We start from the raw sequence: 14,424 nt of genomic DNA, 5'->3' as shown, positions 1-14,424 counted from the left end.
TCGCTAGAGTGGTTGTGTGGTGTCCGCTTGTGGCGTGAGGCGTGTCCAGCGCAGGCTGGTTTTTCCGTCGCTGGTGGTGAAGCCGCCGTCCTGCGTGGCGACGATGCCCAAATTCCGCTGGCGTTTTTGGGTGGGCTGCAACTGCACAATGCCGCCCTTCGTCACGATCGTTCCGCGGGTTTGATCCATGATAAACAGATCCGTGGCCGCAGACGCTTTAATCGTCCAGACAAATGTGGCCGGCCCGCCGGCATAGGTGCCCGTGCTTTCCCAGACTCCCACCAGCGCGCGATCCACGCTCTTGAGTTGAAAGACCGGCACGCTCGTGGTGTTGTTCCGCAGGCTCCAGAGTTCCGGAGGAATCTTGCTGGGCGGTTGCTCGCCGTCCAATCGGGTCCAGGTGCTGTGGAGGCTGCCGGTGGTCACAAAGGAATCGGGCTGCTCCGCCACATAGGTGCCTTTCCACGATTGGCCCTTGAACGTATTCGCGCGGCCAAGCGACCAGCGGCCGGACTCGGCATCCAGCACCCCGTCGAATTGCGTGAGGGACGAGAGCGTCCAGGATTGATTCTGTCCGACCACCAGCAGGTAATTGTGCTTCGTCGTGCCCTGGAGGGCGTGCGCCTGCCAGGTGCCGACGAGTGCGCCGGTCTCGACCGTCGCGGATTTGGTGGGGCCGGTCGAATCTGTGTCGCCGACAGTTCGTGTCTGCGAGACGGACACCGGCGAAGTGCGCAAGAGCGACGGAGCGCCCGTCTGGCGATCGGCCGTGGCCGCGTCCGCAGACGCCACGGAAGGCGGAGGCGGAATCCGGGAGGCCATGACGGCGGCGCCATACCGTTCCGCTGCGCTCTTGCCGATGGTCATCACGGCGTCTGAGAGGTTGCTGGCATGAATAGATGAGACCATGACCGTCACAAGATTGTCGCCGCTTAAGAAGGTCACTCGCGACAATGAGGGCGGGGAGTCGATCCGAATCGCCCCATCTCCCAGACCGGACACAAGCACGCTATCGCGTCTGAGCCGGTCTTTATTGAATCTGGCGCGCCGGTCCTTGCCAGGGGTTTCGTCCACCTGCACGGTCACGGCATTGGCGCTGTCGCGGGTAGATTTGAAGACACAGGTGGTCGCATCAGTGCGCTGGCCCTCGCGAGCCGGTTCGCCCAGAGCGCGTTCGGCCTCTGCCGACGTGATGAGGGAGCAGGGATCGGTGTCCGAGGCAAACGGCGAGAGTCCATTACCGCAAGAGATCAGGGTAAGGCTGGAGAGGCATAGACTGCTGAGCGAAACCCAACGTGACATACAGACTCAGTCTCCAGGAGATGGAGAAATGATTGTACATGGATCGGGGGGCATGTGCTACCCGTCCATTGGGGGGAGCGGGTAGCACCTGAGAGGAACAACCTAGGGAGGTTCACGCCATCGAATTGCGACCGGGCCGGCGATTACCCTGCGACAAATTTCAGCGAGACGCCGTTGATGCAGTAACGGAGTCCGGTCGGCTTCGGACCGTCATCGAAGAGATGGCCCTGGTGGCCGCCGCAGCGGGCACAGTGCACTTCGGTGCGGGTCATGAAGAACTTCGAGTCGGTGCGCGTCTCCACCACCTTCGGGTCGATCGGCTGCCAGAAGCTGGGCCAGCCGGTGCCGCTGTCGAACTTCTGTTCCGACGAATAGGCGGGGAGATCGCAACCCGCGCAGTAATAGATGCCAGAGGCGTGATTCTCATGCAGCGGACTCGTAAACGCCCGTTCCGTATCTTCGTGGCGCAACACCTGATAGGCCGCAGCCGACAGCTGCTTCTTCCATTCTTCGTCGGCTTTCGCCACTTTGACAATCGCGGGGATCTCAATCTTGGGAGGCATAGGGCATCTCCTTTATCGCTTCAGAGGGGGAATGTGATGGTCAGTGGAATAACGAAACTCATCCTTGCATAAGCCAATACGGAAGGGCAAGGAAAGTGGATGTGGGGCTGGGGCTCAACTGCTCTCGCACCTCCCGGAGCGACCCATGCGGGCTCCGCTAAGCGGCAGCCTTCGGAAATTCCCTCGCAGACTCGGTCAGTTTCCGTTTCCCTTCTTAGCGGACCCTCGATGGGGCCCCGCTCCTCCGGCGACGTTCGCATTGAGCCCCAGCCCCTTAGTGAGAAAAGGGTTAGGAGGTCAAGCGCCTTCGTGCAAGTCGCAGACGGGGTGTCGTCTACGCCGCACTTGGGAGAGGAGGACGAAAGCTATCGATGTGCCAGGAGGTCGAGGGTCAAGGTGTCAGGCTTGCTGTCGAAGTATTTAAGAAGAGCATCTTTGAAGATTGTGTTGTCGGTGGTCGCGGTCATGAACAAGGTCATGCAGGAGCGGAATTTAAGATTGTCCGGGTAGGAGAAGATCTCTTCAGCGCTGCGCCCTTCCACGTTGAGAACAAGCTGCGTACATGCTCTGAGCCTGGGACCCAGCCCGCAGTATTCACGAGAGTTCGTGACGAAACCGCCAAGACACCATGCGAGACGGGCGCGCGGAGCTGCGAAGAAGGGAGGCATACTTGAAACAGTATGTCGACTGACTGAGCGGCGAGTCCGCCCGCCGTTAGGCTTGTCGTAGCGGTGTATCGGCGGTTGCAGTAGAAGTTTTCGTGAATATTGCGGGCCCGGACAGGGTGTTGCAGATAGGCCTTGGCCTCGTCGAGGGAGTCAATGGCGAATTTCTGCGCCATTCCACTGTGACCAAGTCCTGCGATCTGAGGAAAGATAAACCAGATCCAGTGACTCGACTTTCTCCCGGCTCGAAGTTCATGAAGGACTGTGTCATAGACGCGCTCTTGCGCGTCGAGAAAGCGGTGAAGATTGTACTTGTCGGTCATGGGTTGTGCCCGCGATCCGGTTTCTTCCTTGGGTTCGTCCAGCGCAATGAAATGGTTCCGAGACCTTTTATCTCTCTGGATCTATATGCCAAGAAGCTCTCTGACTTCGCGAATGCACAATCCTGGAATTCCTGTCTGTTCAAGATCGAAGTTATTCAACTGATTGAGATAGTCTTCAGGGGACGCTTCTTCTGGAAGATTAATTGCACTGGACAAGGCGAGTGCTGTCGCTCGGGAAAGTCCTAGTGCGATAAGATTAAGTGCTGATCTATCTGAAGCACCGCATTCTAGGTAAACGTGGAAAGGCTCAACCGCTTTGGCCTGCTCCGTCTGCCCTGCCTCATTCAGGACCAGAGCTAGCAGGCTGGTGTAAGCCATGTAATGTTTTACAAGTCGAAAACGGATATACCTTTCCAATGTTTTGAGAAGGTCTCGAATTATTACTGAACTCGAGCGCGAGTCCCCTTTTTTGCGGAGGTGTGCAAGGTGCTCCCTAATAATTTGGCCGAGAGGCATATTGTAGATCCAGCGAGTGGCAAGCATCTTGTAGAATTTATAGCTGGCATTGCTCTCAGTATCAGTTCCTTCTAAATATTTCTGGGTTTGCAGGATGATTTCTTCCATGCGCTGATTCGAACCTGAAGCGCCTGGTTTCAATGGAAGTAGTACAGTAGGGTCAGGCTGAGACTTCATGTGCAAGTACAGCGCCTGCAGTCGGTCGGGTCGCACGGAACGATTGGCGTCTATGATTTCACGAGGGATTGTCACAACAATTGCAGCGCATCGTCGGTCAGTCTCCGAAAGCATGGCTTGATTGTCCTGCGTTTTGTATTCTGACTGAGCAAGGCTTTTTCCTGCCATTGTGAAATCGCAGTAGAGCTTTCCTAAAGCTGCTTCGGCTAAATCAATTTCATCCGGATCTGCTTGTCCTGCGAGGAGGCGTTGGATGGCAGTTCCCCCATCGCTCATCACTTCATTCATGGAAGATGCAATATCTTGGAGCTTATCTCCCTGGTATGAAGGCACGTCCCACTTGGCTGGTGTAAGACACCAAATGTTTCCATGAAATTCTGAAACTAGCCTTCCCGCACGGCCTGCCAGGTTTAGGAAAGCTTGCCGTGTCATTGGTTTGCCCTGTCCACGATGGGGATTCTCAATCACTATGTGCCTAGCTGGCAGATTCACACCTTGCAGGAGCGTGCTGGTGCAACAGACTATCCTTATTTTCCCGCGTCTGAATAGCTCTTCAATTTGTGCACGTACAATCGATGGCATGAAGCCATAGTGAAAAGCGACTGCATGCGGAAGTGTTTTTACCAGAGGATAATCCGGGTGGACTTCGACTCGAATGAATTCAATAAGTTGCTGGATCTCTTGATCAACATCATGAGGTTCTCCGAGCCCTTCGATTAGTGCTAGGGCGACTTCCTCAGTGCCAGAAGGGTTATCAGCATAGATTAAGGTAGCTTCGTCAGCCCTTGTGATGGCTTGTGCAAATTTCGATCGCCGCTTATGTATGGTTCCTCTGAAAGAGAAGCCGAGATCGCGAACGCCAAGTGCGATTCGGTCATGATCTGCTAATAACTCAAAATTGGCCTGTGTGGGTTTCCTGTGGACCTCAGAAACCAGGATTATATTCTGAGATACGGGTGACACAGTTTCTGAGATCGACCGCCCTCCCTCATTCCTGCCAAATAGGGAGAGTAGATAACTGGGGTTTTTAACCAACGGACTGGCAAAATGTACCTCAGCAGTCGGGAATTGCCGTATCACCATTTCTACCGCGCTTTGCAGAATAATGCCTCGTGCATCGTCCTGAATCCCTTGGGCCTCGTCTACTAGGATTCTTGTGATCCAAGCTTTTCCACGTGAGGAATGCAGTAGGCTCACCAGTCGTTCTTGTGTGAGTACATACACTGCTCCATGCGGTGCCTTTTCTTGGTCAACGGGAAATGGCACAGTTCGAACAGGAACCATCTCAAGCCCAGCTTGCCTAAGTAGAACCCGAGTTTTAAGCGTGACCTCACGAATTAGAGCGCGGGTGGGGACGAGATATACGATATTCGCGCGATCTCCTTTTCGTAATCTTCGGACAAGGTCTAAGCCGAGAACAAAGCTCTTTCCTGCTGAAGTTGGGGCTGAAACACTGACTGTTCCTGAGTTGTCTAGAGAGGAGAATAGGTCAAACTGGAAGTCTGTGAGTGCTACTCCACTGCCGTCTGGTGCAAAGACGGAATTTTCAATTTCTCGGGCAGCTCGTTCTAACGCGAGAAGAACGGGGACGTGGGGAGGGTTCTCGGGTGTGGATGTATATCTTGTTCGAAGTAGTTTTCTTCCTGGGAAATTCCCTAGGCGGGACAAGACTATATCTGTGCACGCGATTACGGCCGGTATACTATTTTGTAAGGTTTCAATCAGCCGTGTTGTTGTTTCATAGGCCAAGGCACGATCTTCTGCTGCTGAGGATATAGCTAGTATTGATGCGTGGCTGAGAAGTGCAAAGACCTCATGCTCAGTAAGAACATAGCCATCACTTGAGCTAAGTGGGCTGCCAGGCAGTTGAAGGGAAAGGTCAGCTAGGAGAAGCTTGCGAAAGTTAGCAGTAAAAGATGTTTGTTCTTCAATTGGCATGTTTTGTGTAAAATTAATCTATGAAGTCGTCACGTTAGTTCCTTATTGAATGCATCTCGAAAATTCTGAACCGTTGGAAATGGAAGAAAGAAAACTTCGAATCGGAGGTTTTTTTTGGACCAAGTATCAAAGCGCGTCTGTAGCAGCTGGTGCAATCTTGGTGCGTCAGCAAGATAGCGAGCGCGGAAATCCTCGGTGAGTTTTTGCTGAGCCAAGGAAGGCAACTTCCCGTACTCAGCCCAATTGTATCCAATTAGGCACGCGTGATTGACTCTTACTCCAATTCCCGGCTTCCCTGAATCAAAGAGTTCCGCAACCGCATGCTGAATTTGCGGTTGTGCATACTTGAAATGCTTGGTGACCATCTTGCACTCGTGTTGGAATATGTCTTTATCGTGGAAATCTCTAATGCTGGCTAATGCAGCAGTCATGGCTTGGCCAACATCTTGGTATAGTTTAGATTCTCCAAAATAAAGGTCAACCATACTTTCAGGCTCATTCCACTTCATATGAATTCCGTCAGAACCGTGGCTCTCCAACTTCGGATTTGTCTTGAGATCCATCTTGGCGACGATTTGTGGAGCGCCGAGCACTGTCTCCAACAGGAAATATAATAGGATCTCGCCTGCTTCTCCTGTCTTGTCTGGATCATCCGGCTTTGGGGTAGGATTTATGAAAAGCCGTTTAGCCTCCTTCGTAAACATGGCCGCTTCTTCAGAAGTCATGAGTGCAGGGCGATTCTTCATGGCAAGGCAATAGTCGATGATCCGTCCATAGAGGTAGCCTGTTAGGACATCAATGGCGGGCTGACAGTTTCCATTAAATTTAAGATGATGAAGCCTTGTGGTGACGTTAATGCCACTAATGATTTCCTTGTGTTCAACCACATCAAGGCACTTGTCATATTTGTCTCGGGCTGCTGAAAGATATTTGTCGAGATCGAAGAGGGGAGATGCTTTTGTGTCAGTAGTCATACATCTATTCACGAAACGTGACCGTCTATCCTGTGTTCTTGGGTGAAGACTCAAGATAAACTAGTGTTCCTGCTAATTTATAGCGTCGAAGAATACGCTTAATTCTAGGATTAATCACGTGTACATAAGAGGGGGAATTTGGATTATTCCATCTTATTTTGTTAATAAAGAACAGCCGTGGAGTGTGATTGCCACGAATCTTCGCTAGGCCCTAGTAAGATTACGAGGCTGTCGAGGTCGCTAACGGTTCATTCGGTTCCGCCGATGGTGCTGTGGGAATGTCCTGATTGAAGGCCGCCGGCAGGATTTCTTCGATCCGTTCCACTGGAATGACGGTGAGTTCGTCGCGCACTCTGGCCTTCTGACATCCTTGGAAACCGGCACCCCTTACATTTGGCCCGATGACCCTGCTATGGTGCGGTCATGTCTACAAATGCTCCTATCGTGTCACTCACTGTGAATTGTGCGAATGGCCAGTGCGGGAGGGAGCTCGACTCTCAGCGCAACCAAGGCTACCCCGATTCGACGGTGCCGCCTGGTTACATTCACAAGGCCTACGATCCGGCTCTTCCGCCGTTCCAAGTCGTCTGCATGAAATGCGGGCACTACTCGCTTCGCTATCAACGGCCCAAGCCTGACTGATCGGCGCATTGCATTCTCAGCGCTTGCTGACCTGCCAACGTGAATCTGGTACAGTTGGCTCTCATGACGAGCTATGTCCGATCCGCCTGCGTCCTTCTTCTTTGTATCCTCTCCAGCGCATTCATCTTTCCGGCTGCCACTATTCTTTCCGCTGATCGACAAGTACCCGCTGTCGTTCCCGCTCCACAGACTGCCGACTGGTGGATGGCTCAACATGAACGCAATGTGGCACGCGTGCGACAGGGATCTGTCGATCTGCTCATGATCGGCGATTCCATCACGCAGGGGTGGGGCGACGAGGGGCGGCAGGTGTGGGAGCGCTACTATGCCCATCGCCGGGCGGTGAATCTGGGATTCAACAGTGACCGGACTGAGCAGGTCTTGTGGCGATTGCAGCATGGAGAGATTGACGGCATCCACCCGAAGGTGGCGGTGGTGATGATCGGCACGAACAACTCGGGGACAAGAGAAGACCCGCCGGAGGAGACGGTTGCCGGGATAAAAGCGATTGTGACGTTGCTCCGTGCGAAGCTTTCGGCGACCAAGATTCTCCTGCTCGGCATCTTCCCACGTGGTGCAACTTCGAGTGATTCCCTGCGGCGCGTGAACGGATCGATCAATGATCGTCTCCGTGGATTCGCCGACGGTCAGCACCTATTCTATCTCGATCTCGACCACCTGTTTCTGGATCGTGACGGACGACTCAAGCGAGACCTCATGCCGGATCTGCTTCACCTCAATGAACAGGGCTATCAAGTCTGGGCCGAAGGCATGGAACCTCAGCTCAAGGTATTGCTGGGAGAGTGAGGGAAGGGGTGGGTTGATTACGCCGCAGCTTTCTTGACCCGGACTTCAGCCCGATGACCGGTCGCTGCAAGGACTCGAATCAGCACATCAGTCGAGACTCCGTGGGTATTTCCATTTGCAATCGCCGTTACCCGCGTTCTTGATGTGCCCGCACTCTTTGCAATCGCTGCATGGGTTAGCTGGCCAGCTTGAATGATCTTAGCCAGTGCGACGGTGAGGTCGGACCGAAACTCCATTTCGGCCGTGTCCGCTACTGACAAACCCAGCGCCTGCCCAAGGTCTTTGGCTGTCCGTACCGTCACTCGTTTGCTGATTCTAGTCGTTGCCATCAACCATCTCCTGTAAACGCCGTTGGCCGAGTGCAATTTCGTGTGCCGGTGTTTTCTGCGTCTTCTTCTGAAATCCGTGAAACACCAGAATCGTGTCAGCCAGTTTTACAAAGTAGAATACTCGAACCGTGGTTGTCGTGCTTCGCACTCTGAGCTCATGCGCTCCCGATGCGACAGAAGGCATTGGTCTGCTCAGTGGAAGGCCTATGCTGATGCCTTTCTGCAGGTCTCGGAGTGCTTCACCTAGTTCACGCTTGAGCAATGGCGACTGGTCACGGATAAATGCCAGGGCTTTCGGGTGAAAGGTGATCGACTTCACAGGCGCAGTATGTCTCAGAATTAGGACATTGGCAAGAGGGCGGCACAATCATCAGAGAATTTGACTTTAGCTGGAAGGCACGAGGGGAAGGAGGGGGCCAGGCGTTCCGCCGGGGTTGCTTGCAGTTACGAGACGGTTGATGTGGCAGTGGCCCATCTCGTTCAGCCGGTGAGGTTGTTTATTCAATCATGTAGTCCGGTCTTCTTTCTTGCGCCTCTGTGAGTCGTCTAGTAGACTCTCGTGTAGATTTCTTCCTTTCATGGATGCGTGTTGATGCCACAAGTTGCGACACATCCCGATGCCGAGCGGATTGCTGACAATCTGCGTAAGACCACCGAACTCACCGAGTTAGGGTTAACCTTGCGCCAAGCGATGCTTGCGCAAACCCATCCGCAGGGCCAGGGAATCGTGCAGGTGATGCACGAGATCCGACTGGCTAAAGAGCAGGCATGGCGGCAGGGCCGATCCTAATTCAAGCCCTTTCCGACCTCATCGCCGAGTTCAATCGTCGTGGTGTGCCCTATGCTCTCGCGGGAGGCTGGGCGTACAGCGCATTGGTTGAGCCTCGGGCTACGACGGACATCGATCTCCTCATTCTGCTCGATCAGCCGTCCCGGGATACGCTGCAGTCTCTTGTATCGCCGTTGTTTGATTCCACGGTGATCTATCCCGCACCGATGGTGCTTCGGAATCTCTCGATTTGGCGAATCGTGGGCATTCGCCGTGATCAAGAAATTCTTGTCGATTTGTTGTTGGCGGATTCTGAGTATCTGAGGACGGCATTGGGACGTACACGCACGGTGATCTTTGGATCGCTCCCGGTCCCGGTTCTGGCCATTGAGGATCTGATTGTCTTAAAAACTCTGGCAGGTCGGTTACAGGATCGCGCTGATTTGGAGAAAATCTATATGCGAGAGGCCGATCTGCATATTGACTGGACCTATGTGGAGCAGTGGAAAGCGGTACTAGGTCTTTCGGATGTGTAGGGGCATGACATACGGGAATACGCGTGGTTAATTGACTGCTCCTCTGGGGATGTCTGATCTGGTGCTGATGCAACAATGGAGGCCCCGGGTCTCCCCGGGGCCTCTTGCAGTTACGAGACGGTCGAGGTGGCGAGTGGCTCATCCCGTTCAGCCGGTGGGGCTGCAGGGATGTCCTGATTGAAGGCCGCCGGCAGAACTTCTTCGATCCGTTCCACCGGAATGAACGTGAGCTGGTCGCGCACTTCCTGCGGCACTTCTTTCAGATCCTTCTCGTTGGCCTTCGGCAGAATGATCCGCCTAATGCCCGCTCGATGGGCCGCCAGCACCTTCTCCTTGATGCCGCCGACCGGCAGCACCAATCCGCTCAAGCTGATCTCTCCCGTCATGGCCGTGTCGCTGCGGACGGCTTTGCCCACGTAGGACGAGGCAAGCGCCGTGGCCATCGTGATGCCGGCTGACGGGCCGTCTTTCGGAATCGCTCCGGACGGCACATGGATGTGCACGCCGTTCCGCTTGAACTTGGAGATATCCAGCCCCATGCTTTCGGCATGCGACCAGAGGTAGCTCCGCGCCGCTCTGGCGGATTCCTGCATCACGTCGCCCAACTGTCCCGTCAGCGTCAGTTCATGACTGCCGGGCAACAGCGTGGTTTCGATATACAGGACATCGCCTCCCGCCGGTGTCCAGGCTAATCCCGTCGCCACACCGGGAGGCAGATTCTTTCTCGCCTCTTCCGGCATGAACCGTTCCGAGCCGAGCCATTCATCCAGCATGTCCTGGCGAATGGTGACCGGCTGACGCTCTTGGCCCTCTGGGAGTTCCGCAAAGGCCAAGGATACTTTTCTCGTCAACCGTCCGAGCATCTGCTCCAGCTGGCGTACACCGGCTTCGCGCGTGTACCGGCCGATCACGAGATTCAACACCTCGTCCGACAGCAACGCCTGCTCGGCATTCAAGCCCGCTTCCTTCAACCGTCGCGGCCAGAGATAGCGCCGGGCGATTTCCGCTTTCTCATGTTCGCTGTAGCCTTGCAGGCGGATGATCTCCATCCGGTCCAACAAGGGTTGGCTGATCGTGTCCAGCGTATTCGCCGTCGTGATGAAAAACGCCTTCGACAAATCGAAGGGGAGATCCAGATAGTGGTCGCGGAACGTGTGGTTCTGCGCCGGATCCAGGATTTCTAAGAGCGCAGCAGCCGGGTCTCCGCGGAAGTCGCGCCCCATCTTGTCGACTTCATCGAGCATGAGCACCGGATTATTCACCCCGGCCCGCCGGACGGCTTGAATAATGTGGCCCGGCAACGCGCCGACATAGGTGCGGCGGTGGCCGCGCAGTTCGGCTTCATCATGCACGCCGCCCAGGCTGAGCCGTTCGAACGTCCGGCCCATGGCCCTGGCGATGGATTGGCCCAAGCTCGTCTTGCCGACACCCGGAGGGCCGACTAAGCAGAGGATCGGCGCCTTGGCCGATGGATTCAGTTTCAAGACGGCAAGATGCTCCACGATCCGCTCTTTCACTTCCGTGATGCCGTAGTGATCCTCTTCGAGCACCTGCCGGACGGTTGCCAGATCAATTGCATCCGCCGAGGCTTTCTTCCAGGGCAGTTCGAGCACCAATTCCAGATAGGTGCGGAGCACCTGGTGATCGGCCGATGACGGCGGCACTTTGGCCAGCCGCTTGAGCTCGCGCTCCGCTTCCTTCCGCACATGGTCGGGCAAATCCGCCTCGGCCACTTGCTTCTTCAGATGGGCGATCTCGTTGTCATCATCGTCGTTTTCGCCCAGCTCTTGCTGGATCGTTTTCAATTGCTCACGCAACATGTATTCGCGCTGGCTCTTGCCGATCTTGGCTTGCGCATCGCTCGTGATTTTGTCACGGAGCTGTAAGATCTGAATCTCTTTGGATAAGGCCACGTACAGTGCGCGCAATAGATCCAGTGTCGCGGTGCTTTCGAGCAGTTTTTGCTCTTCCGCCACACTGAGGTTGACCAGGGAGGCCACGCGATAGGCCAAGGCCACCGGGTCATCTTCATGGCTCAACGCCTCGCTGGCCTCTTGCATGCCAGGGGCTTGGATCACGCGCGGGAGTTCCCGCACGAGTTCTTGAATCGCCCGATGCATGGCCTGCACTTCCGTGCCGGTTTCTGACGGGCGGTCCAGCGACCGGACCCGCGCGATGGCATAGGGCGCCGATTGAGTTTCTTCGATGACCGCCACGCGGTCGACGCCCTGGACAAACGCATGAATCGCGCCTTCCGAGGATTGGCCGATCTGCTTGATGATCGCCTTGGTGCCGATGGTGTACAGGTCGTTGAGGCCCGGTTCTTCAGTCTGCGAGTCGCGCTGAGCCACGACCAGGATCATCTTCTCTTCTGTCTTCATCGCGGCTTGCACCGCCGCCATCGATCGGGCGCGACCGACGGTGAGGGGCATCATGACGCCGGGGAATAAGACCGTTCGCTTGATAGGTAATACGGGAAGGGTCAACACTTTGGTCTCGCTATCCATATTGAGTCCTTTCTCTCTCTCATCCCTGAGCAGAGACACAATGGGTGAGCGTCTGCACACAGAGATAGGTCGAGGATCGGGCAAGTCAAGGGCCGCTGGGAAGATGGCCGGATCTCGATGCGAGTAGACAGGGGCGGGGTGGCGCGGCCGATTCAGCGATCCTGAAACAGGCTGCCGACGGCGCGGATGGTCCGTTCATTGCCGCGGCCGGATGCGGCGGTCGCGGGCGTCCCTTGTGGAGTGTCATAGGTGTCGATGCCGGCGAGATCAAAGAAGAGTCCCAGGCTGTCCTTGCTGCCCTGGCCCAAACCGGCCAGACCCTGGTAGTGATCGACTCCGCCTTCATCAATGAAGAGGGCCCACGATTCGCTGTCGGCCTCTCCCAGTCCGGTACTGCGAGTGAAGTCATAGGTGTCCGATTTGGATCCGGCGTCAATGGACAGGCTCACGCTGCGGTCGTGTGCGGTGCTCAACGTGTGCTTGGGCCCCGACGACGTATAGCGGTCGGTGCCCTGGGCATCGACGAACAGGCCGACGCCATAGTGACCGGCGGCCCCGATGCTGGTTCTCCCTCCGGTGCGGGTGTCATCGCCGTCGAGATCGAGGGCGACTCCGACGCCGAAGTCGTAGCCGGACCCCTGGGCCATGGTGCCGCTGCGATACTGATCCTGGCCTTCGAGATCGATGAGGTAGCCCAGTCCGCCGGCCAAGATCGGGAGTTGAGCATCCGTTTTTGACAGCCCTCCATCCAGACCGGCGCCGCTGCCCATGCCGAAGCAGAGATATTGATAGGCTGGGTCATCCGGCTTGGCGGTGGGCGCATCCGGCTGATTGAAGGGACTGGGATATTTGTCGCCGCATTGATAGACGTCGTTGCCGGTGTGATCGATGACCGCGCCGATACCCAAGGGCCCGCCGAATCCGATGGCGAAGGCGTGGCTGGTATACCGGTCGTTGCCGGCCAGGTCGATCAGGAGGCCCAGCCCTCCGAAGGCGGCGCCTTGCGTGAACCGGTTTCCCATATAGACATCGTTGCCCTTCCGGTCGAAGAGCATCCCGATGCCGGCGAAGCCGGTGCCGCCGGAGCCTTGATCGAGCTGATACACGTCGTCGCCGTCCAGATCGACCAGCAGTCCGACACCGAGCCGGCCAGTGGCCAGCCCAAGCGGGTCGCTCGTGTAGGTATCATTGCCGGCCAGGTCGATCACCACGCCGATGCCGTGGTCGATGTCGCCGGAAGACGCGATGTTCCCGTGGTAGGTATCGTCCCCGCCGAGATCGATGACGAGCAGCGCGCGGCGATCCAGGTCGTAGGTGTTGACGCCTGCTCCGCCGATGACAATCAAGCCGGCGCGTGTCTGCTGCACGAACAACACGTCCCCGGTGATGCCGGGGGGAGGCTGTTGAACCGGAGCGTGATGTTGAAAGGTCAGCGCCAGGCGCTGAAGCACGTTCTCGTTGCCCAGCCGGGCCACGGTCTGCGCTGCTGCGATGAGTGAGGCATAGTCGAGCTGTTCATCCACGAGCCGGGCGAATTCCGCATCGAGCTTGCGGCGGGCCGCACGCTCCTGGACCGGCTCATTCGAGCGAGGCGCAAACTGATCGGCCACTGTACGGGCATGTTTGAAGAGAAACCGCCGCTCATCGTCGGAGAGATTCGCCAGCGCCTTTTCCCGCTGAATGGCCGCATCCTCTAACGTGTCGGTCAGGAACGTCACGATATCCTTCTGGGCGGTCGTGCCGGGGAAGGGAATCGGCTTGAAGTATTCGGAGGTGCGGTCGGCGGCGGCTTCCATCACATCAAGCAGCGCCGGCACATTCTCCACGCCGCCTGCGGCCAGGTCAGCCATCAGAAGCCCCTGATGCTCCAGTGATGCAAAACCGGCCCAAGGATCTGTGAGGCTTTGGAGTGCGATCCGCCGTTTATGTCGCGCCGGGACATCGCGACCGATGGCATGGGTGGCGAGCACGCGGGTTTGTTGAGGGCCTTGTTGCTTTTCGATGTCCGGTTGCACCATCGGCGCCAGTCGATCCACGACGGAGGTGTAGAGACGGCTCTTGGACGTCATCCCAGGCGTGGGTGGTTTGAAGGCCAGCATCTGGCAGCCGGTCACGGTGGTCCACAAGAGAAGTGAGGCGACCGCAAGGCTGCGCAGGCGCAGCCTGTGAGGATTTCGATGTTGAGAGAATCCGAACGCCACCATGACCGGGTAACTTAGCACAGCCAGGGCAAAGATTCTGCGGCACTCTGCATTCAGATGCCGGTTGCCGCGCGCAGTGATGGGCGGAGGCTCTACAGACAGCGCGTTCGGTTTCCCGCGCCGGTTCTGGTTAAACGATGTAAATCGAGGCTTCGGTTGATTATACTGTTCCGTG

The 14,424-nt window shown here is 56.2% G+C and carries 14 protein-coding genes and 1 pseudogene; 4 read left to right on the top strand and 11 right to left on the bottom strand.

Features of this window, described 5'->3' with window-relative positions; genetic code table 11:
• Positions 1-3 precede the first annotated feature (3 nt).
• The 7 genes and pseudogenes from NITLEN_RS11055 to NITLEN_RS18565 all read right to left on the bottom strand — a co-directional run bounded on the left by NITLEN_RS11055 (position 4) and on the right by NITLEN_RS18565 (position 6,810).
• Positions 4-1,302 carry a hypothetical protein gene (locus NITLEN_RS11055; protein WP_121989671.1) on the bottom strand — a complete coding sequence of 433 codons (1,299 nt, stop codon included), beginning with the start codon at positions 1,300-1,302 and terminating at the stop codon, positions 4-6.
• Between the two features lie 143 nt (positions 1,303-1,445).
• Positions 1,446-1,865 carry a peptide-methionine (R)-S-oxide reductase MsrB gene (gene msrB / locus NITLEN_RS11050; RefSeq protein ID WP_121989670.1) on the bottom strand — a complete coding sequence of 140 codons (420 nt, stop codon included), beginning with the start codon at positions 1,863-1,865 and terminating at the stop codon, positions 1,446-1,448.
• Positions 1,866-2,230: 365 nt separating this feature from the next.
• Positions 2,231-2,533: a DUF1810 family protein gene (locus NITLEN_RS18310; protein ID WP_121989669.1), complete on the bottom strand. Its 303-nt coding sequence runs from the start codon at positions 2,531-2,533 to the stop codon at positions 2,231-2,233.
• A 110-nt stretch (positions 2,534-2,643) separates the two neighbouring features.
• A pseudogene (locus NITLEN_RS18700) lies at positions 2,644-2,853 on the bottom strand (DUF1810 family protein); the annotation flags it as partial.
• A gap of 81 nt (positions 2,854-2,934) precedes the next feature.
• The gene (locus NITLEN_RS11035; protein ID WP_121989667.1) at positions 2,935-5,484 is read right to left on the bottom strand and encodes a DEAD/DEAH box helicase; all 2,550 of its coding nucleotides are present in this window, start codon (positions 5,482-5,484) and stop codon (positions 2,935-2,937) included.
• A 29-nt stretch (positions 5,485-5,513) separates the two neighbouring features.
• The gene (locus NITLEN_RS11030) at positions 5,514-6,458 is read right to left on the bottom strand and encodes a HamA C-terminal domain-containing protein (RefSeq protein WP_121989666.1); all 945 of its coding nucleotides are present in this window, start codon (positions 6,456-6,458) and stop codon (positions 5,514-5,516) included.
• Positions 6,459-6,678: 220 nt separating this feature from the next.
• Positions 6,679-6,810: a hypothetical protein gene (locus tag NITLEN_RS18565; protein ID WP_281267803.1), complete on the bottom strand. Its 132-nt coding sequence runs from the start codon at positions 6,808-6,810 to the stop codon at positions 6,679-6,681.
• A 71-nt stretch (positions 6,811-6,881) separates the two neighbouring features.
• On the opposite strand from NITLEN_RS18565, the gene NITLEN_RS17885 reads away from it, so the two are divergent.
• Positions 6,882-7,100, top strand: a complete 219-nt coding sequence (locus NITLEN_RS17885) for a hypothetical protein (RefSeq protein WP_146216167.1) — start codon at positions 6,882-6,884, stop codon at positions 7,098-7,100.
• Positions 7,101-7,334: 234 nt separating this feature from the next.
• Positions 7,335-7,907: a GDSL-type esterase/lipase family protein gene (locus NITLEN_RS11025; protein ID WP_245924434.1), complete on the top strand. Its 573-nt coding sequence runs from the start codon at positions 7,335-7,337 to the stop codon at positions 7,905-7,907.
• 17 nt (positions 7,908-7,924) lie between these two features.
• On the opposite strand, the gene NITLEN_RS11020 is transcribed toward NITLEN_RS11025, so the two are convergent.
• Together NITLEN_RS11020 and NITLEN_RS11015 are read right to left on the bottom strand one after the other, a co-directional pair.
• Positions 7,925-8,236 carry an XRE family transcriptional regulator gene (locus NITLEN_RS11020; protein ID WP_121989665.1) on the bottom strand — a complete coding sequence of 104 codons (312 nt, stop codon included), beginning with the start codon at positions 8,234-8,236 and terminating at the stop codon, positions 7,925-7,927.
• Positions 8,223-8,555, bottom strand: a complete 333-nt coding sequence (locus tag NITLEN_RS11015) for a type II toxin-antitoxin system RelE/ParE family toxin (protein WP_181416802.1) — start codon at positions 8,553-8,555, stop codon at positions 8,223-8,225. Before NITLEN_RS11015 ends, NITLEN_RS11020 begins: the two co-directional genes overlap by 14 nt.
• Before the next feature lie 273 nt (positions 8,556-8,828).
• On the opposite strand from NITLEN_RS11015, the gene NITLEN_RS11010 reads away from it, so the two are divergent.
• Together NITLEN_RS11010 and NITLEN_RS11005 are read left to right on the top strand one after the other, a co-directional pair.
• The gene (locus NITLEN_RS11010) at positions 8,829-9,026 is read left to right on the top strand and encodes a hypothetical protein (protein WP_121989663.1); all 198 of its coding nucleotides are present in this window, start codon (positions 8,829-8,831) and stop codon (positions 9,024-9,026) included.
• A complete protein-coding gene (locus NITLEN_RS11005) occupies positions 9,005-9,541 on the top strand; it encodes a hypothetical protein (protein ID WP_121989662.1) in 537 nt (178 codons plus the stop codon). Before NITLEN_RS11010 ends, NITLEN_RS11005 begins: the two co-directional genes overlap by 22 nt.
• Positions 9,542-9,651: 110 nt before the next feature.
• On the opposite strand, the gene lon is transcribed toward NITLEN_RS11005, so the two are convergent.
• Both lon and NITLEN_RS10995 read right to left on the bottom strand, forming a co-directional pair.
• Complete coding sequence (gene lon, locus NITLEN_RS11000) at positions 9,652-12,048, bottom strand: endopeptidase La (protein ID WP_121989661.1); 2,397 nt, start codon at positions 12,046-12,048, stop codon at positions 9,652-9,654.
• Between the two features lie 152 nt (positions 12,049-12,200).
• A complete protein-coding gene (locus NITLEN_RS10995; protein ID WP_146216166.1) occupies positions 12,201-14,162 on the bottom strand; it encodes a hypothetical protein in 1,962 nt (653 codons plus the stop codon).
• Between the last annotated feature and the right edge of the window lie 262 nt (positions 14,163-14,424).

The sequence above is a fragment of the Nitrospira lenta genome (assembly GCF_900403705.1).
Lineage (GTDB): Bacteria > Nitrospirota > Nitrospiria > Nitrospirales > Nitrospiraceae > Nitrospira_D > Nitrospira_D lenta.
This window is presented reverse-complemented; position numbering and strand designations above follow the sequence as displayed.